The sequence below is a fragment of the Nonomuraea sp. NPDC059007 genome (assembly GCF_042740555.1).
Taxonomy (GTDB): domain Bacteria; phylum Actinomycetota; class Actinomycetes; order Streptosporangiales; family Streptosporangiaceae; genus Nonomuraea.
The window spans coordinates 24,543-49,394 of the sequence record NZ_JBHYJD010000061.1 but is presented as its reverse complement, the minus strand read 5'-3'; the positions used below and the strand labels follow the sequence as shown (position 1 = coordinate 49,394).

18 protein-coding genes and 1 tRNA gene are annotated in these 24,852 nt (G+C 65.7%); 11 read left to right on the top strand and 8 right to left on the bottom strand.

Annotation, left to right across the window (positions count from 1 at the left end):
• Positions 1–18 precede the first annotated feature (18 nt).
• On the bottom strand, positions 19–2,742 hold the full coding sequence (locus ACFWY5_RS50865) for a DEAD/DEAH box helicase (protein ID WP_379639319.1): 2,724 nt from the start codon (positions 2,740–2,742) through the stop codon (positions 19–21).
• Between the two features lie 318 nt (positions 2,743–3,060).
• Here ACFWY5_RS50865 and ACFWY5_RS50860 point away from each other — a divergent pair, with 318 nt between their 5' ends.
• The gene (locus ACFWY5_RS50860; RefSeq protein ID WP_379639318.1) at positions 3,061–3,894 is read left to right on the top strand and encodes a DUF6338 family protein; all 834 of its coding nucleotides are present in this window, start codon (positions 3,061–3,063) and stop codon (positions 3,892–3,894) included.
• 506 nt (positions 3,895–4,400) lie between these two features.
• On the opposite strand, the gene ACFWY5_RS50855 is transcribed toward ACFWY5_RS50860, so the two are convergent.
• Entirely contained in the window at positions 4,401–7,283 is a 2,883-nt protein-coding gene (locus tag ACFWY5_RS50855) for a CHAT domain-containing protein (RefSeq protein ID WP_379639317.1), read from the bottom strand.
• 962 nt (positions 7,284–8,245) lie between these two features.
• On the opposite strand from ACFWY5_RS50855, the gene ACFWY5_RS50850 reads away from it, so the two are divergent.
• From ACFWY5_RS50850 to ACFWY5_RS50825, 6 genes are all read left to right on the top strand, one after another.
• Positions 8,246–8,315: transfer RNA gene (locus ACFWY5_RS50850), tRNA-Arg, on the top strand.
• 210 nt (positions 8,316–8,525) lie between these two features.
• Positions 8,526–8,729: a hypothetical protein gene (locus ACFWY5_RS50845; protein WP_379639315.1), complete on the top strand. Its 204-nt coding sequence runs from the start codon at positions 8,526–8,528 to the stop codon at positions 8,727–8,729.
• Between the two features lie 527 nt (positions 8,730–9,256).
• Positions 9,257–9,778, top strand: a complete 522-nt coding sequence (locus ACFWY5_RS50840; protein WP_379639314.1) for a PH domain-containing protein — start codon at positions 9,257–9,259, stop codon at positions 9,776–9,778.
• Positions 9,778–10,542 (top strand): GNAT family N-acetyltransferase, encoded by a 765-nt coding sequence (locus ACFWY5_RS50835; RefSeq protein ID WP_379639313.1) that lies wholly within the window; start codon positions 9,778–9,780, stop codon positions 10,540–10,542. Before ACFWY5_RS50840 ends, ACFWY5_RS50835 begins: the two co-directional genes overlap by 1 nt.
• 96 nt (positions 10,543–10,638) lie before the next feature.
• Positions 10,639–10,848, top strand: a complete 210-nt coding sequence (locus ACFWY5_RS50830) for a hypothetical protein (protein WP_379639312.1) — start codon at positions 10,639–10,641, stop codon at positions 10,846–10,848.
• The gene (locus tag ACFWY5_RS50825) at positions 10,838–13,876 is read left to right on the top strand and encodes an ATP-binding protein (RefSeq protein WP_379639311.1); all 3,039 of its coding nucleotides are present in this window, start codon (positions 10,838–10,840) and stop codon (positions 13,874–13,876) included. Before ACFWY5_RS50830 ends, ACFWY5_RS50825 begins: the two co-directional genes overlap by 11 nt.
• Here the strand turns inward: ACFWY5_RS50825 and ACFWY5_RS50820 are convergent.
• Positions 13,859–16,111 carry a DPP IV N-terminal domain-containing protein gene (locus ACFWY5_RS50820; protein WP_379639310.1) on the bottom strand — a complete coding sequence of 751 codons (2,253 nt, stop codon included), beginning with the start codon at positions 16,109–16,111 and terminating at the stop codon, positions 13,859–13,861. The genes ACFWY5_RS50825 and ACFWY5_RS50820 overlap by 18 nt on opposite strands.
• A 470-nt stretch (positions 16,112–16,581) precedes the next feature.
• Between ACFWY5_RS50820 and ACFWY5_RS50815 the strand changes: the two genes are divergently transcribed.
• The 4 genes from ACFWY5_RS50815 (at position 16,582) to ACFWY5_RS50800 (ending at position 20,208) form a co-directional block, all read left to right on the top strand.
• Positions 16,582–16,887: a hypothetical protein gene (locus ACFWY5_RS50815; protein ID WP_379639308.1), complete on the top strand. Its 306-nt coding sequence runs from the start codon at positions 16,582–16,584 to the stop codon at positions 16,885–16,887.
• 38 nt (positions 16,888–16,925) lie between these two features.
• On the top strand, positions 16,926–18,914 hold the full coding sequence (locus tag ACFWY5_RS50810) for a hypothetical protein (protein WP_379639307.1): 1,989 nt from the start codon (positions 16,926–16,928) through the stop codon (positions 18,912–18,914).
• 26 nt (positions 18,915–18,940) lie between these two features.
• On the top strand, positions 18,941–19,447 hold the full coding sequence (locus tag ACFWY5_RS50805; protein WP_379619937.1) for a hypothetical protein: 507 nt from the start codon (positions 18,941–18,943) through the stop codon (positions 19,445–19,447).
• Positions 19,448–19,527: 80 nt separating this feature from the next.
• A complete protein-coding gene (locus ACFWY5_RS50800; RefSeq protein WP_379639306.1) occupies positions 19,528–20,208 on the top strand; it encodes a DUF899 domain-containing protein in 681 nt (226 codons plus the stop codon).
• Here the strand turns inward: ACFWY5_RS50800 and ACFWY5_RS50795 are convergent.
• The 5 genes from ACFWY5_RS50795 to ACFWY5_RS50775 are packed head-to-tail and all read right to left on the bottom strand — an operon-like array spanning position 20,194 to position 24,796.
• Complete coding sequence (locus ACFWY5_RS50795; protein ID WP_379639305.1) at positions 20,194–21,243, bottom strand: VWA domain-containing protein; 1,050 nt, start codon at positions 21,241–21,243, stop codon at positions 20,194–20,196. The genes ACFWY5_RS50800 and ACFWY5_RS50795 overlap by 15 nt on opposite strands.
• Complete coding sequence (locus ACFWY5_RS50790) at positions 21,244–22,179, bottom strand: VWA domain-containing protein (protein ID WP_379639304.1); 936 nt, start codon at positions 22,177–22,179, stop codon at positions 21,244–21,246.
• Positions 22,176–23,060 carry a DUF58 domain-containing protein gene (locus tag ACFWY5_RS50785; RefSeq protein ID WP_379639303.1) on the bottom strand — a complete coding sequence of 295 codons (885 nt, stop codon included), beginning with the start codon at positions 23,058–23,060 and terminating at the stop codon, positions 22,176–22,178. The genes ACFWY5_RS50790 and ACFWY5_RS50785 overlap by 4 nt, the downstream gene beginning before the upstream one ends.
• Positions 23,061–23,065: 5 nt before the next feature.
• Positions 23,066–24,031: an AAA family ATPase gene (locus tag ACFWY5_RS50780; RefSeq protein WP_379619947.1), complete on the bottom strand. Its 966-nt coding sequence runs from the start codon at positions 24,029–24,031 to the stop codon at positions 23,066–23,068.
• Positions 24,032–24,040: 9 nt separating this feature from the next.
• Positions 24,041–24,796 carry a S1C family serine protease gene (locus ACFWY5_RS50775; RefSeq protein ID WP_379639302.1) on the bottom strand — a complete coding sequence of 252 codons (756 nt, stop codon included), beginning with the start codon at positions 24,794–24,796 and terminating at the stop codon, positions 24,041–24,043.
• Positions 24,797–24,852 lie beyond the last annotated feature (56 nt).

Below are 24,852 nucleotides of genomic sequence, written 5' to 3'. Positions count from 1 at the left end.
GGTGGAGAGAAGGTTAGGTTATCGATCATCTTCGGTAGCGAGCACTCGAATCCGCGCGAGAAGCCGTAGGGTGGGCGCCTTGTCCACGCGGCACAGCTCGCGCAGCCTGTCCAGCCGCTGCCGCACCCGCCCTTCTAGATGGTCGCGCAAGGCGATGCGGTCGCTCCTGAGGGGGATGCCCATCGTGAGGTCGACGGGTAGGTTCGCCAGATCCCGCTCGGCCGAGTCAAGCCAGACATGAAGCAGGTTCTGGCGCCGCTCCAAATGCCCTGCCAGATGCCGGCTTGCCTCCGCCCGAGCCACGGCGTCACGGACGGCGGCGCCGCCACTTGCCCGTGTCGGCCGCAGCCGAGTCAGGACGTCCCAGTCAATGGCATGAGCGGCACCTGCGGCGCCTACCCGGACGAGGCACGACCAGAACGACCCGTCCGACGGTGCCTCGAAGGCGTAGAGATCGTAGGGTTCGACAGCTTTCGGATCGACGACGGTGCCGCCGCGGAAAGCATCCGTCGCCAGTTCGCTCCGCGCCCATGTGAGCAGCTTCGACAGCGGCGGGCTTCCAGGGGCAAGGCCTATGACTGGCGTGCCAGAATCCAGCGTCGCGGATTCGATCTGCACAGTGGACACTACCGCGGTCCGTTCACTGCCGAATGGTAAAGGCAACCCGTCACGAGAGGAGAGGTGGAATGTCGACGCGGACGCCGCAGTCGCGCGCACTCGCATCAGGTTGGCACTGTCGAGCAGCTTGAGGTACGACTCGCGGACGTCCGAGCCGGGCGGCTCAAGGTCGGCACTGTTCACCCTGGCCACTTCGGCCATCGTCTCCACCGCGCTGGCAAGCGCGGACTCCTGCTCATGCACGAACTCGGCTCGACGCCGCAGCTCGCTCGTGTTTACTCGGCTGGCCGCCTCCATCGCCTCCTCGCGGCCTGCCTCGTCGTCGCTGTACAAGGCGTGCAGCCACTCCTCGTAGCGGACGTCGGCGAGCTCGGCAACCAACGAGAGACTGTCGAAGATGCGGCCGTCGAGCTCCTGAGCGGCGGCGGTGAAGCTCTCCAGCAGGGTGAGGAGGGTCTCGCCTTCCCTGGTTTCGACCGCTACCAGGTTGTAGAGCTCGACGTCGCGATGCTGGCCCACCCGATGGATGCGGCCCATTCGTTGCTCGAGCCGCACAAGGGACCAAGGTATGTCGTAGTTCACCAGCACGTGTGCGCTTTGCAGGTCTATGCCCTCGTTGCCGGCGTCGGTAGAGACGATGACTTGGAACTCTCGGCGAGCGAAGCGGGCGCGGATATCGTCACGCTCGCCGTGACTAAGTCGTCCGGAGTAGACAAGGGCGCTGTAGCCGACGGAGTTGAGTCTCTCGGCGATCCAGTCTGCCGAGTCGGCATACTCGGTGAAGACGACGGCCTGCTCTCCATCTCCGGGAAAGATGCCGTTGGGCTCCAGGCAGTCCTGAACGAGAGCCGTCCATTTCGAGGCAGTGTGACGCGCGGCCTGCACACGGTCGAGCAACTCAGTGATCGTGGTCACCTCGGCCGCACTCGCCAGCGAAGGGGCGGAGATCACATCCCGCTCATCTTCAGGGAAAAGGGTCTCTTCATCGGTTCGGTGAAGCAGCTTGTTTAGGCGACGGCGCAGGGTCTCGGCCAGCGCGTGGAGAGTGGAGGCAGCACGCTTGCCGTACACCATCCGCGCCAGCGCGCGGGCCTGGGATGGGAAGAAGGAGTCGACCAGGGTCAGCGCACGCTGATAGAGATCCTGCTCGATGAGGCTGAGCGGTACCCGCCGGTTGGTGGCCCTGCGCCCGTGGAAGAGCGGGGTGTGCCCATCGTGATCCACTAGCTCTTCCTTCATGCGGCGCAGGAAATGCAGACTTCCTGGGCGCAGAGCAGGGATCTGGCGTTTTGGATCATCCCCGGGATCGGGGTAGATCTCCGGATCGACGAGGTGCAGCAGGTGCCTGAACAACCACTCGGAACCCCGGTGCGGGGTGGCTGTCAGAAGCAACGCCCTCGGGCTACGGGCCGTAAGCAGTCTGCCTACTCGGTGCAGCGCTTGCGCAGTTGGGGTAAGGCGATGGGCCTCGTCGAACACAACCAGGTCCCAGCCGGCCCGATCCGGGTCGATCGCATCGAGGACGGCGGGATTCACCGCTGCGAGCTCGAGCGAGACGACACAGTTCCGCCAGTGCGGCGGTATACCGCCATCGCGGGCCACGGTTGATGTCACGCGGTGCAGCCCGCCACCGAAGAACCTGTCGAAATCGGCCTGCCACTTTGAGGTCAGCCCCGCAGGAGCAACCACGAGCGCTCTGCGAACGATCCCGCTCCTGCGAGCCTCACGCAGGTAGAGGCCGGCCATGATGGTCTTCCCTGTGCCGGGTTCGTCGGCCAGCAGAAATCTCAGATGCGGTTGCGGCAGCATTGCTCCGTAAACGGCGCTGATCTGGTGTGGGTAGGGGATCAAGGGTGTAGTTGGATGGGCTGTCGCCAGTGACAGCCAGTGGGTCCACAGGGCCGCCAAGGCCCGCTCGGAGGCCGCGCCGCCATCCGGGATCAGGATGGGAACGGCGGCAGCCTCATCGGAGCCGAGGACGACCTTGTGGTAGAGGTCGTGGCCGTCGGCGGCGACGTAGAGGGTCCAGCTACCGTCGCTGCTCTCGTGGGCGTGATCAACGTTCACCCAGCCTGCCGGTCCGCGCGGCAGCAGGACACGTTGTCCGCTCTCGAATCCCCACACCCAGCCCATTGTGCGGGGTCTCACATCGGATCGAGAGTGATGAGCTGGATTATCAACAAATTCAGTTCGGCCAGGAGGTGAAGCCCAAAGGTCCGGGAGTACAGCCCTCCACGCGGGACTTGGTCGAGATGATCAGCGAGTCCTGCCAGGCCGCTGCAGCGTTTCAGCAGCTCAGCACACGTAAGGCGGCGCCACCGCCCGCGCTCTCCTACAGCAGGAGCTGTTTGCTGCACGGCCGCGAACAGGCCGCACAAAGTCAACTATCGTGTACTCTCGCGAGCTAAATGGCTCTGGCGTGATCTCGAGGAGAGGCTCGTAGTGTCTCAGACTCCAGCAGCGATCCTCCAGATCGTTCTAGTAGCGTGCTTCGTGCTGCCGGGCGTGGTGTATCAGTTCCTGAGGGAGCGTTTCCGAGGACCCCTCCCAGGCCATCGTGATCTCGGCGAACGAGTGCTTCGCGCCGTCGTTGCAACGATTACCTTGGATGCTCTCTATGTGATCGCCCTTGGCTCTTTACTAACCGCGCCGCTTAGGCAGCGGCCAGACGAGTGGCTTGCGACCTTCACATCTAGCCCGAGACCCTTCGCCCTGACCGGGCTGATTCTTCTTGTCGGGATACCCGCTGCAGCAGCCCTAGCACTCTCGCTGCTGGAGCGGAGGCGTAGTAAGAGCGCCTACTTGCCAACACCCACCTCCTGGGACTACGCCTTCGCGAGTCGTAGAGCAGGCTTCATCAGGGCTCGACTCAAGAGCGGGCGCTGGATCGGCGGCTGGTACGGTTACAACTCTCATGCTTCGGCCTATCCTCAAACGCCAGACCTATTTTTGGAATTGGGTTGCGAGATGACTCCTGACGGAGAGTTCGCCAGAGAGGTCACTGGGTCGTCCGGGCTATATGTGCAGTTAAACGAGATCGAAGTGCTCGAGTTTCTTGAAGCACCTGAGACACAGGAGGTGGCAGCGAATGGCGGAAGAGGAGCGGGAGAGCAAAGCAGCCGACGCGGAGGAGACCCGCGGGTATCAGCCGAAAAGAGTTCACGGCGGCTACCAACCCACAACCGGCCAAGTGCGGCCGATGCAGATGCCACAAGGGCGCCCCAGTCTGAGCCCAGAACCGGAGCCTCAGACCAACGTCGAACTCAGCGAAATTGAGTGACCGCGACGTGGGCGACTTTAACGGTTAGGACCACTCTGTCAACGACCGAATCTCGGTACAGAGCATCATGGAGTTTCGATTAGGGATCGGGTTGCTCTTCAGGCAGGTCCAGTCAGTGCCGGCGCTGCCATGGGCAGGTGTTTGCGATAGAAGATCGGCACTGGCTTCAGAAATGCATGCGGCGTTCTCAGACAGGGCGATCCGCCTTAGGACTGCTGCCGATCCACACCGCGATAGCTCACCCTACTTCCGGCGCTCACATCTCGGCGATTCCTACGCTCCAGCGCTTGCCCGCCCGATGAGATGGTTGCCCTTACAGTACCGACCGAGGATACGTATGAATAGACTTGTATGGCACGAGCATTAGTTAACGATCTCCCAAATTCCCCTTTGGGTGACGGCGCACTGCCGATTCCTACAGTGGGCGCTCAATCGAACTGCTATAACGCCTTTTGAGGGGCGCGTCACATAGAAGAATCAATTGGCAGATAGTCCAGCTTCGCTACCAGCAAATTCCCGAGGGCCTATACGTGGACCACCGATACGCTCGATTAAGCCTTCTATCTACCCTCTCGGCCTGCCACGACGGTCGAACTCTATCGAGCAAATCAGACGCTGTTTCATTCATGGGGAAGCCCCTTAGCGCCCTTGTAGCCTCTACGTGCGCTGCAGCCACCGAGGCGTTCTCTCGCAGGAACACGTGAAAAACAGTTCCATATATTAGCGCAGTCAGATCTTCAACATTCCATAGGCTCGCAACGACCGCCCGAACGCCGCGCGACAAAAAGGCGCCATCCAATCCACGCCACGCCTGAACTGACCGGCCAATCATGGGGTGGTGCGCGGTTTCACAAGCAGATAGAACTAACAAGGCAGTTTCATTAAGTATCGGCCCCGCATACACTTTAGCCGCCGATAGGAGCGCATCCGAAGGCCGAACGCCAGCAAGCCAGAGACCAGATGCTGATCTATCAACCGATGCCCAGGCATGTGCTGCTATATGCACTACACGTGATCTCGCGATCGCATCAAGAACTACTGCCGGTTCCGCACGCGCGCCTTTGAATACCTTTACGTTTGGCACCAGGCATTGCAGTGCTTCAACTTCTTGCATCGGGCCCTTGAGGAGCTTCAGTCCGATTTGCTTTGGAGAGCTCGCTCCATCTGACTCGACAACTAAATCCAAGTTACGTTCGATGGATGGAGCTAGCGCAAGCCGTGAAGTGATGGCGGCGCTTGGTGCATAGCTGACATGGAAGCGATCACAAAAGACACCTTCCCCCACTGGCGCCGCGTGAAGAGGGATGGGCTCGAGGGATCGACTTGGACAAAGGATGACATGGCGAGCCTTGATCTCATCGAGTGTGTCGACAAGTGGTCCAATAATACTGAGGCCAACCCAATCGAGTAGTCGATCAAGGATATCTGCCGACTCTATCCATGATGTAGTTTGCAGTGACATCCAATGGTCAAACTCATATTGAAGTCGGGGCACGGCAACGGGGCTAAGATCGACGAAACGAATATCCACTCCGTTGCCGTGGTCGAATGCGACCATGGCAGCTAGCCAGTCTCCCCCTTCAGAAAATTGAACAAACACTCGGCCCTCGCCTACTACATTTGCAGTCAGCTCAGCTACTGAGCGAATGTGGTCTCGTTCGACTATTCTCTGCCGAGCGAATATATATCGTGATCGCGCTTCCTTGGCATGCTCTAGAATCGTATGAGAGATTTTTTCATCGACGATTGCCGATACCATCTCCAATTCGGCATTTGCTAGTGCCTTGCGCGCAGAAATCAAATCTAGAAGTTCTTCATCCTCAAGTTTGGATGGGGATAGGGATAGGCTTAGCTCAAACAAAATCTCCTCCGATTTAGCCCAGTCCGATATTTCAAATCGTATCCAATCTTCATTGACTGGTGCCAGCTCTTGAAGCAACTGTGCCATCATTGACTTCCTCGAATTTTCCGTCTCAGCCTGGGCAAACGTTTCGTCGACTCGAGCCAGCACCTCATCAAGCGCGCCTGGAACAAATTCCAGGAACTCCGTCGCCAAATGCGATAAATGGCGCTCATCGCGAAGGCGATACCAATCCAATCGAGCACCGGTGTACGACAACATCAGGAGTTTGGTTGCTCCCTCCAATGTATCTGGATTGAATGAGAATTGCGCCCATCCCGTTGTATCCGACTCTGGCACCCCTATCGCAACCTTGAATACAACTGTGGCACCTTCCTCGTGTATGTGGACTTTACGGATGCCTCCTATACTTGAAAGAAGGTTCTCTTCATCATCGTCGATTTCTATCACTGCCCACCATAGATTTAAGGGACCTATGCCTGAGTGCATAGATCGGGCTCCTCTATCGAAAACCATATTCTCGACCCACGCAGGCGTCACTGCGCGGATTTGAGTATCTTCGGTATCAGGAATACTGTCTGGAATCATCAGGTCTGCGTAGCGTACCTTCAAATGCGTATCCAACCAACGACGACGCCGCATAGTAGCCACATCCATCGGTCGGACGAGGTCAAGTTCCAACAGAGTTAGGCTATTAGCCCATTTTCGGCAACTGTCCAACGCTTGAACGACCATGGCTGCCGCTTCTTTCACTAGACTTATTGCACCTTCGTCATCGGGTGAGGTGGAAGCTTCCTTCGCACCGTGCTCTTCTAACGCCGATTCGATAACCCTCCGCAGCAGCCTCCAGCTTTGAAGGGCGAGTTGTTCACCGACAAGCCAGCTCTTGGGCGCCTCTGCAGTGTTAGCGCAGCGATTCAAAGCCGCGCCCTCTTCGCTAAGTATGGAACGTGTGCATGTACCATGCACTTTCTCAACAAAGTCTTCATGGCTTGCTATGCTCGCGAGCAAATCGATCGCACTCTGTACATACGCGCCGTTAGACACTGGCAGTTCTGGAATCGGTGGCGGCTCAAGCGGCGCCAACAGGTAGCTTGCTATAGTCGCCTCATTCCGAATACCAAATACTTTCAGAATCTCTGAGGCCATGGCCCGGCCGTGCTCTTTCTCCACCCGGGGTATGAGGTGGTGCAGCGATGCCTCCAAGAGTTTAGCGGGATCCCACCAGTCAGGAATTGACAGACCCCCTTGGAAATAGTTCGAGCTTATGACACGAACAGCTGTGACAATCGTCGCCCGATCAATATCCGCTAAGGCCTTTGATGTGATTAACTCTTGAACAATTTCGCTGGTCATCTTGGCCTTGCTGGCCCGAAGACAGATCGAGGCAACTAAGCAAGCCGCACCCAAATATGGACGGTTGCTCACTGGCGTGAATGCGCGCATAACGTGAGCCGAATCCCCGGCTAAGGCCAGCACTTGGACGAAGAGCGCATCGAACCATTGCTCACGCGGAGTGAGCAATGGTTCATCAGATATGGGCAAAACAGATCATCCTTCTGCGGTCTGTGACACAGCATCTGCTCTACTTCCTGCTGAATGCGGGAGCAACATGCTTGCCAGCATCCCATCTATCAATCTGAAACAGATAACCCCATACATAGAGTGCACGAGCAGTCATGAAAAGGATAGCCATGACGACGGTTTCAACGTGACTATCACCCATCGATGTTCCAACCTTGATCTTTCACGATCTTCGTAGGATCGGGTGAACGGTTCGGCCGAGGGTTGATGTCACACTGAGGTCAGCGTGAGGAGCCCGATTGACGCGCCGGGTAGGCGGGGCTCCACGAGCCCGAGGGGTGTCCTTCCTGGTTCGTTGGGGCGGTTCGGCACTGGTCAGGTCGGTGCCGGCAGGGCTTGGAGTCGGGCCAGAGCGGTCAGGAGTGTGCCGGCCCAAGGCCATCGCGCGGCGAGGCGTAAGCGCAGACGTCGGCCTCCGCGCACCAGACGTCCGGCGAGGGCAGTCGGACTGGGAGCGCAACAGTGCGATGTCGGCTAGGCAGTCACCGCCGAGGGCCAGGGTGGCGGCCAGGTCGGCGATGACCTTGCCGGAGTCGTGCACTGCCCGGGCTGCCGCCAACGCCGCAGTTGGGTGGATAACGCTTGGCCCAGGCCGGTGACGCGCAAGGTGTGGAGCAACAGCAAGGCGCCTGCGTGGGAGACAAGCCCCGAACCGTCCGCGGACGCCTCGATCTTGCGCTGGGACGCAATAGTCTTCACTTGAAGTGCCTTCTGATCTGGCGTGGACAGGACTCTAGACAAGCCCCATCCTCCCAGCTCAAAGGCACTTTCTCATGTAACGAGCAGCTTGCTCAAATTCCTCGCGAAAGCCCGAAGCTAATGCGGGTCAGCATGTCTGGGGACATACACGGGATGATCTTGCGTGACCTAGGCGCCCGGATAGGCCGTTTGCCCAGCTCAAGGCACCCGATCACGCGGAGGAACCTTCGCTCTCCTAAAGCGGGTGCCGCAGGTTCGAATCCTGCCGGGGCACTCTTCCGCCCAAGCGTCCAGGCACGGACCTGGACCTCTCCACTTGAATGCTCGGCCTACATGGGCGCCAGGTGTAGGCATGGGCCACGTACACGTGACGCGCTCCTGATTAGGCCTCCGATCCGCGATCGGCTGGCTCTTCTCGGCGTCCCAACAGTCGATGGTGACGACTCCAACCCCAAGACCTGGGGAGCCGCAAACCTTGGACATGTGATGCAGATCTACGATCGCTGCACGGGCGAGGCCGCCCTCCTCGGTTCCTACGACGCGTTGACGAAGCCCGAGACGCCATGGGGAGCGATAAAGGCCGGCGTATGGCCGCAGGACGGCCCCGTCCTGTACTGGCCGACTACTCAGAATCGGCTGATGGTCGTCGACCTGGCACGCGTCGGCGCGTCTCCTTGCTCGGTATGACCTGTCAGGGGCGCTGGCCATAGCGACCATCGATCCCGGTCGCCAGGAGGACCGAGGAGTTCTCGACAATGTCGTCCCGCCTACGGGATTGGTGCGGTGGCCCCGGTCGAGCAGGGTCTCCTCCTTCAGGTAGCCCTCGACCACCAAGGAGATGGACACCACCGGACGGCCTATGCCGTCCACGGCAGCGGGGTCCACCGTGATACCGGGGATCTTGGCGAAGGCGCGGTACGTCGCGGCCTCCAGGTCGGGGGCACTACTGGCGAAGCGGCGATCTCTGCGCCCCTCAGCGTGCCGCGTATGAAGGGTGTCAAGAGTTCTTGCCGCGCCGATTGGGCTCGACCATAGTGAGGAAACCGGCTGCGGAAAGGAGAAGGACCAATGGCTGTCTGCCACACCCGCCTTCTCGTCATCGCGCAATTCCGTCTCCCCTAACGGGGAAACTCGTTCGCGCGATGTGATCCCGCCTCCCCTTCCCATGGAGATATCCAGATGGCCGTATCCGCGGCTGGCAAGAACCGTGTCCTGTGAACGGCCGCGCTGCCGGAAGCGCGCTTCCGGCGTTTTTCCATGCCCGCCGTTCACGCGGCTACCTGTCGCTCGCCACGGTGACGGCGCTGCTCGGCTTCGCCGCGGTCGTTAACCTGCCCAAGCAGCCGGTCATCGGTTTGGTCCTCGTGGCCGTGACCGCGTGTATGGCCGCGCTGACGCTCTGCTTTCCGCTGATGCGCTATGTGGTCTCGGATTCAGTGCTGAGCGCCGAATATGGTCCGGTACTGCGCTGGCGCATCCCGCTGGCCGAGGTCTCCAATGTCTCCCGCGTACGGCTGGCGCCCAGCTTCTTCGTGGCCCTGGTCATGCCCGGCATCGCCCTGTACGGCATGCGCTCCGCCGGCCACGGACGAGTCCGGATGTGCGCGACGAAAACCATCACCGGCGTCTACCTCGTCGAAACCCGGAACGGCACCCGCTACGGCTTCACCCCGGCCGACGAGCAGGCCTTCGAGGCTGCCCTCCGCAGGCGCGGCATCCGCGTGACCGGCCGCTGATGCCGTACCCGCTACGGGACCCCGCGGACCTGGAGAAGCTCCACGCGAGGCTCCCCGCCGAGATCCCCGGACCACCGGTCATGGCCGCGCACATCCTGCTCACCGGCCACGGCCAGGTGTGGGCCGACCGGCTGCCGGAGCCTCGCGCCGCCCTGTTCAGCTGCGGCTTCCACCACCTTCTGCGCGGCGACCCCGCCGCGTTCGTCCCCGGCGACCTCGAGCGGCACATCCGCGGCTATGTCGAGGCTCCCCGGTGGTTCCTTCCGCTGCTTCGCGCCGCGTTTCCGCGGATCACCCCATGGGAGCGGATCGTCCACATCCAGTCCGGGCCCGTCCTACCTCTGGACGCCGCTGCGGTCGCCCGGCGGCTGCGTCCCGACGACGGCCTGCCGGATTCGCTGCGGTGGGTGGCCGATACCTGGGGCGGCACGGACGGCCTGCTCGCCGGCGGCCTGGCCTGGGGCTCCTTCGTCCGCGGAAGACTGGTCGCCGTCGCCTGCCCGTTCCTCGTCGGGCACGTCTACGAGGAGCTCGCCGTGGCCACCGAACCGGCCTTCCGCCGCCGCGGGCTGGCCACGGCCTGCGTACTGCGGCTGTGCGCGGACATCCGGCGGCGCGGCCGTGTCCCGAGCTGGACCGCTTCCCGTGGCAACCTCCCCAGCCGCCGTCTGGCGTGGGCGTGCGGGTTCCGTTCCGTCCGCGAGGACGTCCACTACGCGGTCGGAACGGACTCCGGGCAGCCAGGACTCCCCTTGGCCGCCTGATCCACAGTGGCCGTCCGGGTACGCCGCTCACCTGATCGACGGAAGGCTCTGTTCACCTGAGGTGGGACAGGCGGCGCGTTCACCCTCCCGACCTGGGTGCTGAGCGGCAACGCCGACTTCGCCCGGCAGATCCTGACCGCGATCGGCGCCGCCATCATCACCGTGGTCTCCTCCATCACGATCGTGGTGCTGACCCTGACCTGCCGAGCTACGAGCACCTGGTGCGGCGCTCTTTCGAGAAGGTACGGCAGGCCGGCGGTCATGATCCGTGAGCGGTCATCCGTAGGGTGGACGGGTGCGCATTGAGCTCTTGGGCCGGGTACGTGCCTTCGGTGACGACGGGAAGGCGATCGAGATCCGCGGCGCTCTGTTGCGCGGGCTGCTGGCCAGGCTCGCGCTGGCGTCCGGCCGGGCCGTACAGAGCGACATTCTGATCGACGATCTGTGGGGCGCCGATCCGCCGGCCGATGCGGCCAACGCGTTGCAGGCGCTGGTGTCCAGGTTACGGCGGACGCTGGGCGGGGTCTGGTGGGTGGAGTCGGTTTTCGGTGGATATCGGCTCGCCGTACGGGATGTGGATGCTTTTCGGTTCGAGGATCTGCTCGCGCGGGGCCGCGACGCGCTGATCACCGGCCGGCCGCGCAAGGCGGCGGAACTGCTCGGCGAGGCGCTCGGGCTCTGGCGCGGGGCGCCGCTGGCCGACGTTGGAGAGCTCGAGTTCGCCGTGTCCGCCGCGGCTCGCTGGGAGGCCCTGCGGCTGTCGGCCGCCGAGGACCGCTTCGAGGCGGAGCTCCGGCTCGGCGGGCACGAGACGATCCTGGCCGAGGTGGAGGCCGCCGGCGCCCGTCATCCCCTCCGTGAACGCCTGGCCGCGCTGCGCATGCGGGCCCTGGCCGCCGCCGGGAGGCAGTCCGAGGCGCTGGCCGTGTTCGAGCACGTCCGCGGCAGGCTTGATGAGGAACTCGGTGTCGAACCCGGTCAGGAGCTGTGCGACACACACCTGGCGGTGCTGCGCGGCGACTATGGCCATGCGCGGGCGCGGCCCCGGCTGCCGCTGCGGCTCACCAGCTTCGTCGGCCGGGAGCACGAGCTGAAGCAGATCTTGGAGCTGATGGAGACCTCCCGCCTGGTCACGATCGTCGGGCCGGGCGGCGCGGGCAAGAGCAGGCTGGCGGTCGAGGTGGTGATCCGGCATCCGGCGTACCGGAGCGGACGGTTGTGGTTCGTCTCCCTGGCCGCGGTGGACACGCCCGACGGCCTGGTCGACGCCGTGCTCAGGTCCCTGGGTGTACGGCAGGCCGTACCGGCCGCTCCCCTGGAACAGGTGGCCGAGCTGATCCAGGACGACCCGGCGATCCTCGTCCTGGACAACTGTGAGCGGCTGGTGGAGGACGTCGCCCAGCTGGCGCACGAATTACTGGAGCGCCTGCCGTACCTGCACATCTTGATCACCAGCAGGCAGTCGCTGGCGATAGCCGGCGAGGCCGTGTACCAGCTCGGACCGCTGGAGGAGCCGGAGGCGGTCCGGCTGTTCCGGGACCGGATGGCCGGCGTCCGGCCGGGCGTCGCGCTGGACGAGGCCGTGATCGCCGACATCTGCCGACGCCTCGATGGGTTGCCGCTCGCCCTGGAGCTGGCCGCGGCCCGCTTGCGCACGATGAGCGTGACGCAGATCGCCCGCCGGCTCGACGACCGGTTCCGGCTCCTGACCTCCGGCAACAGGACCGCGCTTCCGCACCAGCGCACCCTGCACGCCGTGGTCGAGTGGAGCTGGGACCTGCTGAGCGACGAGGAACGGACGCTGGCCAGGCGCTTCGCCGTCTTCACCGGCGGCGCGGGCGAGGCGGCGGTGGAGGCGGTGTGCGGAAGCGTGTACGTCCTGGACTCGCTGGTGGAGAAGTCGTTCGTGGAGGCGGCGGGCGGGCGGTACCGGATGCTGGAGACGATCCGCGCCTACGCCGCGGAGGAACTGCGCCGCAGCGGTGAGCAGGCCGAGGTCCGGGCCTGGTTCGTCCGGCATTTCCGGCTCTTGGCCGAGGAACACGAGCCCGCGCTGCGCTCGCATGATCAGTTGCGCGCTTTCGCCGTCCTCGACGCCGAGCACGACAACCTGATCGACGCGATGCGCACGGCGATCGCCGGCGAGGACGCCGACGCCGCGTGGCGACTGCTGCTGTCGCTGTATTGGTACTGGTACACGCGCTACGACGCCCGTTCGGAGAAGCTCGTCGCCGACGTGCTCGCGTTCGGCGACGCGCTGCCCGCGGACGTGCGGGCGGTGCTGACCGCCATCCAGGTGCTCGGCGGCAACCAGGCCGTCCCGCCCGCCGCCGAGGCCCGGCCGCTGATCGACGCGTGCATCCGTACGGGCGCGGTGGAGCGGTTCGCGGTGGCGGTGCCGCTCGTCCTCGCTGCCGTGACGGTGTACGGCTTCGCCGACCTGGCCGATTCCGAGCTGCGCAAGGCCCGCGAACACAGGGACCCGTGGGCGCGGGCCTCCGCGTACTGGCTGGAGGCGACCGGACGTGGCGACGACGGCGACTGGCAGGACGCCATGGAGGCGCTGGCGGAGGCGTTGCGCCGGTTCGAGGAGCTCGGCGAGCGCGTCGGGCTGGTCATGACGTTGAACAGCCTCGCACGTGTCCACTCGATCGGCGGCGAGCACGAGGCGGCGATCGCCGCGCTGGAACGCGGTGCGCTGCTGGCCGCCGAGATCGGCATCGGCGAGGAGATCTGGCACCTGACCGAGCTGGCCGGCGAACGTTCTCGCGCCGGTGACCAGGACGGCGCCCGGCACGCGGTCGAGCTGGCCAGAAGCCTGGTGAACCCGCGGGTCAGGCGGCATTCGGAGATCGGACTGTGGCGCCGGGTGGCCGAGCTGCACCGCCGTACCGGAGAGCTGGAGGAAGCTGAGCAGGCGGTCGGCGAGCTGGCGGCGCTCGGCGGCGCCCTGTCCATGGACGAGCGAGCCGTCGCCCAGCTCGTCGCGCCCGCCCGGCTGGCCAACCTGCTGGCCGCCGGGCGGGTGGAGGCGGCCCGCGAGCTGTTCCCCGCGGCCGTCCAGACCTGCTTGAACGAGCGTGCCGCCGCCACCGCGGCCGAGCTGCTGGCCAGGCTGCTGCTGCTGGAGGGCGACGCGTACGGTGCGGCCACCGCCCTGGGCCTGAGCCAGGCCATCCGCGGCGCCTTCGACCGGGGCGAGCCCGAACTGGCCGCCCTCGCCGCCGAGCTGACAGACCGCCTCGGCGCCCCACGGTACGAGCAGGCCTACCGCGCGGGCGCCGAACAGTCCAGGCACGAGGCGCTGGCGAAGCTGTCAGAACCAGTCGGATAGCAGCTCCGGATCGAACGGCAGCGGGGCGATCCGGTAGGCGGGCGGCTCGGCCCCCATCAGATGACGCACCAGGAAGTCCCATTCGCGGCGATAGGTGTGGTGGTGGTAGCCGAGGAACAGGTGCTCGGCGCCGGGCACGATCAGCATCTCGAAGTCCTTGTCGAGCATGATGAGCCGCTCGGCCAGCCGCAGGGTGTGGTCGGGCATGATGTTGGTGTCCATGCCGCCGTGGATCAGCAACAGCTTGCCGCGCAGGCGCTCCGCCCGCGTCACGTTGTTCACCCGGGCGTAGTCCGCCTCGCCGAGGGCGCCCTGATAGATCTCCGAGTACCCGACGTGGTAGCTCTCCAGGTCCTGGTTCCCGCAGGTCGAGATCCCGACCTTGTAGAACTCGGGGTGGTCGAGCATGGCGCGGACGGCCTGGTGGGCGCCGGCCGATGAGCCCGCCACGCCCACGCGGTCCAGGTCCATCCACGGCCGGGTCTTCGCGAGCTCGCGCAGCGCCGCCACATGATCGGCGGAGTCTCCCACGTTGCCGTAGGAGTGGTCGAAGAACTTCTTGTCCCGGCCCGGCGTGCCCCGCCCGTCGAGGGCCATCACCACGAAGCCGAGCGCCGCCATCACCTCGGCCTCGTGGGCGAACGGCATCTCCGTGAAAGCCCCGCCCACGCGGTTGCGCTGCGGGCCCGGGTAGGGGTGGTCGATGACCGGGTAGCTGCACTCGGGGTCGAAGCCGTGGGGTTTGTGCAGCACGCCGTACACGTCCGTCACGCCGTCGGCGGCCTTGACGCGGAAACGCTCGGGCGGGCTCCAGCCGATCCCGACGAGACCGCTGACATCGGCGCGTTCCAGCTCGACGAGCACCCGGCCGGTCCAGTCCCGCAGAGTGATCACGGGCGGAATCTCGGTGGTGGACGCCGAGTCCACCAAGCAGGACCCGTCCGGCGCGACCGTGACGGCGTGATCCAGCCCGTCATCCGTCAGCACCGCGGTGCCCGAGCCGTCCAGCCCGGCCCGGCAGACCGAACGCGGATACGGGTCACCGGCGACCAGGCCGGAGGCGGTGAAGTACACCACCCGCGCCGCCTCGTCGATGCGCAGGATCTCGCGGACCGTCCACTCGCCCGAGGTCACCTGCCCCTTCAACGCCCCCGTCCGCCCGTCGTACAGATACAGGTGGCCCCAGCCGTCGCGCTGCGAGTACCACAGCACCTCGTCCCCGCCGGAGAGCACCTCGACCATCGGCGCCTGCCCCTCCGCCCACTGGTTCAGCTCCACCCTCGTCGTACCGGTCTCGGTCAGCACCGTGTCCACCCTGCCGGTCGCCGGGTCGAGCCGGTTCAGCGACAGACTGCGCTGATCGCGCGGATATCCCACGAAGTACGCCGAGCCGTCACCCGCCCACCACATCCAGCGCTGGAACACCGGCGAGATCTGCGACATCGGCAGCGCCTCCGCCTCGGCCCGCACCACCGTGCCTGTCGTTACGTCACAGACGACGACCTCGGCCAGGGCGACCTTCTCGTCGCCCGTGTAAGCGAACCGCTGTGTATAAAGCCGCGACGGCCCGCCATCAGCCGGCAGCGCGTCGATGAGGTGAACCCGGCGGATGCCACGCTGGTCGGTGCGGTGCGTGAGCACGCGGGTGCCGTCAGGCGACCAGACCGCGGCCGGTGGCATGCCGGGGAGACCCAGCTTGCGGATCAGGACCGAGTAGTGCCACCAGTCCGGGCCGGTGGCGTAGTCGTAGTCCTCCTGGCCGTCGCTGCTCAGCCGCCGCTCCTGGCCGTCGGCGAGGTCGCGTACCCACAGGTTGTGGTCCCGGATGAACAGCGCATGCCGCCCGTCCGGCGAGGCCACCTCGTCGAATCCCGCGCCCGCGGGAGGCTGTGCGGCTTCCACCCGGTAGGTGTCCAGCGGGCACCGCCAGTACCCGTCGAAGGCAGCGAACTCCACGGCCTCCGCGTCAAGACCGATCACGGTGAACGGCAGCGCCTCCGGGTCCACGTCTTGACCGGAGGCGTCGGCCAGCCCTTTGGCCAGCCGTACATGATCGAAAGCCGGACGTCTCTCTTCCCTGTCCACTCGGAAGAATCGCCGGCCCCTGCGGTACCAGAACTCGGCCCCATCACCCGTCCACATCGGCCGGACCCGGTCGCCGGTGACCAGCTTGTGCCTGTTCTGGATCACCAGCTTCTCCGCGGTCTGGTAGGCGGAGACGTCGAGTTGTCGCATGACGGTTTCCCTTCGCGAGGTCAGACGATCGCGTGCTCGCGCGGAAGTACGCCCAGGCCCCACACTCGGCGCAGAGGTCACGATCGTGCGTTCGCCCACACCCTGCGTCCCCCGCCTGACACCGCCCTGACGCCTCAACCGAAAGCGAAATCAGGTCATATCAGCCCCTGCACAACCACCTACGGCCACCGCAAAGCGGAAGACAGCCGAAATCGCTTCGCCCTGACCCACGTCCGCCATAACACCCAACGCGGACGCCGAAGGGCTACAGGCGGTCACTTTTCCTGCGCCTATCCCATTCTCTTGAGCGATGCAGCGGGTAGGCAGGTTCACCGGAGTCGATGGCATCCTGAGTAGTACAACTCATTGAATTGGTGCGGCTTCAGCAGCGCACCTCGACGTCCTTCTGATTACCCCTTAGCGTCACATAGGTCCCACAGATCATCGTCCTCAATGGTCAAGGATGTCGGATGATGGCGACACAGGAGCAGATCGAGGCGGCCCGACGCACGATCGAGCAGTTGCGCGACCAGCATGCCAACGACGTGCACAAGCTCATCGCCCTGCTCGAAAGCGGTGCCATGAAGGGCAGGGCCGCGGACAAGCTGATCAAGGACTGCCAAGCCTGGGAGGCAGCCTACAAAAGCGTCTTCCGCAGGGCCCTCGCGCTGGTCGACTCCACACCTGTGAGCCCGCAGGCCAACGATCCTGCCGGAGACGCATTCCCGCCCTGGAAACCGCGGCCGGACTGGCCCCCGGGGGGATTCCTCCAGTGAATCCATCCCCGAATCGAGTCGGTATCGATCCCGAACTCATGACCCAGCTGATCGGCGAGATCAAGCGCCTTGAACAGTCATGGTCGGCGGCCGATGCGCAAATCCACAGCACCTTGCGCCAGCTCGGCACCAGCCTGCCGGGGCCGGGCCTGCTGAGAGACATCGGGTTCCAAATTGGTGAACAGGTCCCCGACCTACAGCGAAGACTGGACCTCATCGTCTCCACCCAGAAGATCGGGCTCGACAAGGGAGTGACCTGGGCTGACGAGACGCTCTGGCCGTCATCCTCACCGGCGAGCGGCGCGGCAGTCGCGAAGTCCCTTGCCGATCGGCTTCGACAGGCCCGGAGAGACGGCGAGACAGCGCCTGCCCGCGAGACACTTGACCTGCTGGAGAAGCACAAGCATGATCCCTACTTCGCTGTCGCTCTCGCCAAGGAGATGCCGCCCCGAGAGCTCAAAGCACTGCTGAAAGACCTCTACGCCAAAGACCCCTACTCCCGAGACCGCGGTTGGAAGGACCCACCGGCATCAGCCACGGATCGGCTCGCTGCGGCACTAAGCGTGACTCTCGGTACGGCTTCGCGAGGCGTGGGCAACATGAGACTGCCCAAAGGCTATGCCGACGAGCTGATCGCGTCCGAATGGACGGCGCCGGACAACGACATCATCGACAAGCTCCTGCGCTACGGCACCTTCGACGACGCGTTCCTTCGCGACATCGCCAACAAGGTCTTCGACAACGCAAGGAAGCCCTCTCCCGAACAGCAGAAAATCGTCGGCTTCGGTCCCGGGCTCGCTGCCGCCTTGGCGAGGAACCCCAAGGTCGCGCAGGACTTCTTCACCGACCCAGTACGTCGGCCGCTGGGCTTCCTGATGCGGGACAACTACTGGGGCGAAGGCAGCGGAGAACTCGGCCGAGCGATCGAGGCGGCGACGACGACCTTCCGCGATCACAGCCAGGAGGAAGGAGGCTCACGAGGCTACAAGTCGGCTCTGATCGCGTCGTGGGCGGTCCATTTCTGGGCGGACCCGAAGGTTCAGGCTCGGCTTCCCGATACGCGGCAGAACGCGGCGCGCATCTTCTCGGCTTACATAGGTGACGTTCATCGAGTGGCCAATTCCGGCGTGAGCGAACCACCGGGTGTCACCCGGCTGCCGGATACCGACATGAACCTGCCCGGCAGGCAACCCCACGGGGCCATGTTCGACCGCGACGCGCTCAAGCAGGCGATGACCTGGACCTTCACGGACACTGAAGCGCTGAAAACGGTGCTCGAAGGACATGGCGAGTACAGCATGAAGGTCATGGACGCCGAAGGCGCGGCGATACGCGAGAAGATCGATACAGCGTTCTCCCAATGGCAGAAGAGCCATCCGTCCGCAACGCAGGCCGAGCAGGATGCGTACCGTCAGCAGTTGCTCACGCAGAACATGACCACCGCTCCAAAGCAGCTGTTCGACGCGAAGATTCACACTCTCAGCAAGACGCTTTCCTTTGTCGTCGACGCCGGCAACCTGACCGGCATCAACGAGGCGGACGAGAACGATCAGCGGAGAAAGGCATTCAATGACGCCGTCGGCAGAACACTCAAGCTCGCGCTGACGCCCGCAGGGGATGCGGTCGTCGCCGGATACGAGTTCTTGGAGGCGAACGTCAGCGATCACCTCAAGTACACCGAGGGCGACGCAGCGCGCAGCAAGGGCGAGGCAACACTGCGCAAGAGCCAGGATCTGTTCACCGCCCTGACGGCCGACGCGATGCTGCGACATGAGCTGTTCGGAAAGGCGACGACGCCAGGCTCCACTCACCCTTACGCCTTTGAAAACTACGCCAAGAGCTCCGGCGGCGACTTCCTCGTAGGCGGCAAGATCATCCCGCTCGATCAGATGAATTCGACCCAGGCCGGCGCCTACGACGAGTGGCTGAAGCATTCAGACGCTTCCGGGGTCTTCAATGAGACCGCCATATCCGTGTGGAGAGGGTTCCAGTTGAACGTACCTCCCTACCCGAAAGCAGCGGAATGAGAGTTCGGCCAAGAACCGTTTCGCTCGTGGTCGTCTTCGTGACCGCGGCGTGCTCGTCGTCTACTCCGCCTGTGGACCGAAGCCCTCTCGGCAGCGCGACCGCACCTCCCCTGGAGTGCGGAGTCGTCTCGCGCCAAGCCATCGGCCGCGCGATCGGGATGGACAACTTCTACGCCAGCGGCTCAACGTCACCGGCCCGCTTCTCACACTGCGTGGTCGCCGCTTCGCCCGGACTCTCCGACAAGGCGTCGATGACCATCGAGCTGCACGACCCGTCCCCCTCCACCGTGGAAAGCCTTGAATACACGAAAGCCAAGGACGGCGGCGCGGACCTACCCGTCGGCACAGCGCCTGGCTACAGCGCGACGATAAGGGACACCGATGGGGCCGTCGTCGGAGGGAAGGCGATGGCGTGGACCCAGAGCGGCAAGAAGCTGCTGGTCGTCCAGATCGTGCGAGGCGCCCCGGGGCGCGACCATCAGGCGGATGCCGTCGAGTTCATCCGCGGGCTAAGGCCACTGTTGCTGACCTGACCCCCACCGATGAATTTCACCATCAGGGTAGGTCTACCTCTGTGCACGGCAAGTCACCGCAATAATCAATGGGGGAACCCATGAGCGCCAACGCACTTCCGCCCGTCGTAGACGCCGACACCTGGCAGCGTCAGCTGGACGAGCTACGCGTCAGGGAGAAGGCCGCGACTCGGGAACTCGATGCCATCGCCGCGCAGCGGCGCCGTCTGCCCATGGTGAGGATGCCCGACTACATCCTGGAGGGCGAGAACGGGAAGATCCGGCTGGCGGACGTCTTCGACGGCAAGACGCAGCTGATCGTCTACAACCACATGTGGTTCCCGGACAGCGAATGGCAGTGTTCAGGCTGCACCGGGCTCACTTCGCAGTACACCCGCCTGCACTTCCTGGACAACTACGACGCCCGGTTCGTCATCGTCACCCAGGGCCCGATCGACGAAGCACTCGCCTACAAACGGCGCGTAGGCAACCAGATGACCTGGTACTCCACGGCGAACAGCCCCTTCGGCGCCGACGTCGGCGCGGGTCCGGGTGAAGGGTTCGCGGTCAACGTGTTCCTGCGCGACGGCGACACCGTCTACCGGACCTGGCACACCAGCGGCCGGGGTACGGAGCAGATCAGCTACAGCTTCCCGCTCATCGACCTGCTGCCCTACGGACGGCAGGAGGAATGGCAGGATTCGCCCGAGGGCTGGCCGAAGTCGCCCACCTACAGCGGCTGGCCCGAATCGGAGGACATCGCCCGTCTATACGGGGCGTAGGGGGCGGTTCCACCACAGGGACAGGGACAGGGCCAAGACGATGAGGACGGCGCCGCCTGCCGCGAAGTAGGCGGCTGTGTCGACCTTCTGCCGGATGACGGTGAAGCTGCCGGGCAGCGTGTCGAGGGCGGTTTGGAGTTGGCCGGCGTTCTCGGCGCGGTGGTAGGAGCCGCCGGTCGTCTGGGCGATCTGCTTGAGGGCCGGCTCGTCGATGGTGCGGGGGTTGCGGCCGCGGTCGAAGCCGCCGCGTCCGCCGCCGCCCCAGCCGAACCCGCGCCCGTCGAACTGGGAGTTGTCGCAGACCATCGGCGCCGGGTTCGTGGTGCCGAAGCCGATGGTGAAGACGCGGACGCGGCGAAGCGCCGCCTCCTGCGCGGCGATCTGCGGGTCGACGCCCTGGGTGTTGGCCCCGTCGGTGAGCACGACGATCGCGGCACCGGCGAAACCAGGGCCGGAGCCGGAGGAGACGTCCGCTCCGGTGGGCGCGACGGACGGGTCGACCTCGGCGATGGCGTCGATCGACGCGAGCATGGCCTGACCGATCGCGGTGCCGCGGGAGACGGACAGACCGTCCAGGGCCTCGATCAGCGCATCGGTGTCGCCGGTGGGCGGGACGAGCAGGCCGGCGTTTCCGGCGAACGTGACGAGGCCGATGCGCGGGCCGCCCCGCTGCGACTCGATGAACTGCGCCGCGGCCTTCCGAGCAGCGGTGATGCGGTTGGGGTCGACGTCCGTGGAGCACATGGAGCCGGACGTGTCGAGCGCGAGCAGGATCGTCGCCGAGGTGGACGGCACCGGCACGGACGCCTGTGGCCGCGCGGCTCCCACCGCCAGGAGCGCGAGTCCGGAAATGAAGAGTGCCGGGGGGATTTTCCGTATCCATCGGGTACGGCTCGGCAACGCGGTGCGTACCAGAGCAAGAGAGGTGACACGGACGGCGGCACGCCGGCGGCGGCGCCGGGCCCACTCGCGGATGGCGAAGATCAGCGGGATGGCCAAAACGGACAGCAGCGCCCACGGCCAGGAGAACGTCATTCAGATCACCCGCCCGGACCGGAGAATGGTGAGCGCGGCGCCCGCGGTGAGGAGCACCAGGGCGAGGCCGATCAGCCCGCCGGCCAGGGGCAACGGCTCGTCGGAGACGGTGAGCCGCAGGTCGATCGTGTCGGCGATCCCGTCGAGGCGCGCGGTGTCGGAGGCGGGGTGGTAGGCGCCGCCGGTGGTCTGCGCGATCAAGGTGAGGGTGTCCTGCTCGAGCGAGGTCTGCAGGTGGTAGCCGTCGACCTTGACCGTGGTCCCGGCCGTGGTGCCGACGCCGACGGTGTGGATGTGGACGTTCGCGCGCTGGGCGAGGATCGCGGCGGGTTCGACGTCGGCGCCCTGGTTCTGGCCGTCGGAGAACATGACGATCGTCGCGGACGGCCAATAGCCGATGTCGCGGCCGATGGCCACCTGTTTGCCGGTGATCGCCGAGAGTGAGGCGGTGATGGCCGTCCCCAGCGAGGTGCCGCCGGTGATCTTCAGCCGGTCGATGGCCTTGAGCGCGACGGAGTGGTCGGCATTGGGCCGGGCGGTGGTGAGCGCGCCCCTCTCGAACGCGACAACGCCGATGTCGACGCTGTCGGGCTGCGCCGCCACGAACGCGCGAGCCGCCCGTTGCGCCGCCGCCAGCCGGGTGGGCGCGACGTCGTCGGCGCCCATACTGTTGGAGACGTCGATGGCGAGGATGACGGTGCCCGCCGTCCGCGGCACCGGCACCATGGCCGCGGGTCCCGCGGTGGCGAGCGCGAGCACCCCGACGCCGGTGATTGTCAGACCTACTCCGAGGTACGGCCGGCGCCCCGCCGGCACGGCGACCCCGGCCCGCGCGAGCGACGCAGCCCGGCGGCGCGACGTGACGACGGCCGCCCAGGCGAGCGCCGCCATGACGAGCAGCCCGACAACCAGCAGCAGCGGCGAGGAAAGGGTCATGGCGACCGGTCCCGGGTCCGGGTTACGACCTCGACCAGCGCCTCGACCAGGTCGCGGTCGGTGCCGACGCGATGAACGGGTACGCCGGCCCGCCGCATGCCCGCGGTGAGCCGGGCGTCGCGGGCGTCGACGGCGGCGCGGAACCGAACCTGGAGCAGCGGGTCGGCGGAGTCGACGACGAGTTGCTCGCCGGTCTCGGCGTCCTCGACCACGATCAGCCCGGCTTCGGGGAGGACGTCGTCGGCGAGGTCGGTGATCCGCAGGGCGACCACCTCGTGCCGCCGGGCCAGGCGCTGGAGCGAACGTTCCCAGTCGCCGTCGCCGATGAAGTCCGACAGCACGACGACAAGTGCGCGGCGGCGCGCCAGCCGTCCGGCGGCATCGAGCATCTCGGCCAGGTCGGTGGTGGTGGCGCCGCGTGCCTCGGCGGTGCGTACCAGCTCGGCGCCGATCCGCAACGCGTGGCGCCGGGAGGTGCCGGGCGGCACCACGCGCAGCACCCCCGCGTCGAACAGCAGCGCGCCGACACGGTTGCCGCCCCTGCCGAACAGCCGGGCGAGGACGAGCGCCAGCTCGGCGAGCACGTCGTGCTTGCCGCGCCCCGGTGGCCCGGCCGTCATCGACGCCGACCGGTCGAGCACGAGCCACACCGTCAGCTCGCGGTCCTCGGTGAACACCCGCAGGTGCGGCTCGTCCAGCCGCGCGGTCACGTTCCAGTCGATGTGGCGAGCGTCGTCGCCGTCGGTGTACGCCCGCAAACCGGTGAAATCTATCCCGGAACCGCGATGCGCGGTGCGGTGGGCGCCTTGGAGCCGGCCGTCGAGCCTGCGGACGACCTTCCACTCCAGGCGGAGCAGGAGCCTCTCGGGGGCGGTGGCCATGGGGTTCAGCGGTTCTGGAGGACGACGTCGGGCGCCCGGACGGCGCCGAGCACCCTGGTGATGATCGTGTCCGGGTCGACGTCATCCGCGTGGGCCTCGTAGGACAGGACGAGGCGGTGCCGTAACACGTCGAGGGCGAGCTCGGACAGGTCGTGCGGCAGGGCGTAGTCGCGGCCGCGCAGGAACGCCAGCGCCCGCGCGCCCGTGACGAGCGCGATGGACGCGCGCGGGCTGGCGCCGTAGGTGACGTACCGCTCCAGCTCGCCCAGTCCGGCGGTCGCGGGGGAACGCGTGACGGCGACGAGCCGTACCGCGTAGTCGACGATGGCCGGATCGACGTACACCTGCTGGGCACGGGCCCGCATCGCGATCAGGTCCTCGGCCGTCACGGTCGGCTGCGGCGGCTCGGGCGGGCGCAGCGCCCGTGCGACGATCGCCTGCTCTTCCGGCTGCGTCGGATAGTCGACGACCACCTTCATCATGAACCGGTCGACCTGCGCTTCGGGCAGCGGGTAGGTGCCCTCGGACTCGATCGGGTTCTCCGTCGCCATCACCAGGAACGGCTCCGGCACCCGGAACGTCTCCCGGCCGATCGTCACCTGGTGCTCCTGCATCACCTCCAGCAGGGCGCTCTGCACCTTGGCGGGGGCGCGGTTGATCTCGTCGGCCAGCAGCAGGTTCGCGAAGACCGGGCCGAGTTCGGTACGGAACTCGCCGGAGTGCTGGTGGTAGACCCGCGTACCCACGAGGTCGGCGGGCACCAGGTCCGGCGTGAACTGGACGCGCTGGAAACTCCCGGCGATCGCCGCGGCCAGCGACTTCACCGCGAGCGTCTTGGCCAGGCCCGGCACGCCCTCCACCAGCAGATGACCGTCGGCGATCAGCGCCACGGCCATGCGCTCCAGCAGGACGTCCTGCCCGACGATCGTACGTTTGACCTCGAACAACACCTGTTCCAGCGGATGGGTCATGGCCTTCCTTCAGATCTGGGGCCCGCCCGGCGGGCCGTCGCCTTCGTCGCCGCCCAGCGCCACGCCGATCGGCACCGCGAACGCGATCCCGGCGAACGCCTCATCGCCGCCCGGATCGGCGATCGACACCACGACCCCGATGACCAGCCCGCGAGCATCCAGCAGAGGACCGCCCGAACTACCCGGATTGACCGAGGCGTCGAACTGGATGAGCCCCCTCAGATCACCCTCCTTGGACGTACGATCCAAGCCCGACACGACACCGGTGGAGACGCTGTAGGTCAGCCCGAGCGGATTGCCGATCGCCACCACCGGCGCACCCACCGAGACGGCGCCCCCGAGCGTGGCCGGGACGACGATCTCCGGCAGCTTCTCGGGCCTGAGGGTGGCGATGTCCCGCTTGGGATTCGACGACGCGACGACGGCCTTCGCCTTGGTCCCGTCCGCGAACGTCAGGGTGACGTCCTTCGCGCCTTTGACGACGTGGTGCGCCGTCAGGATCGTCCCGTCCTCGGCCGCGATCATCCCGGTCCCGAACGCCTTGCCGGCCTGAATCACCACGACGGACGGCCCGACCCGCTCGAACACCTCGGGCGTCGTCAACGTCGCACTGGGCGTCGGCGCCGCACTCGGCCCGGGCGCGGCCTCACCACCGCCTCCCCCGATGCTCCCAAGCCAGTACGCCAGCACCGCCACGACCAGAAGGGCGCCGCCCGCGACGACGAACCACCGAACCCGCCCGGCATCCTGCGGCACGCGCTCCATCGCTCCATCGTCAGCAAAATGAGCGAAAAGCGCTATAAAGCCCACCTAAGAACTCC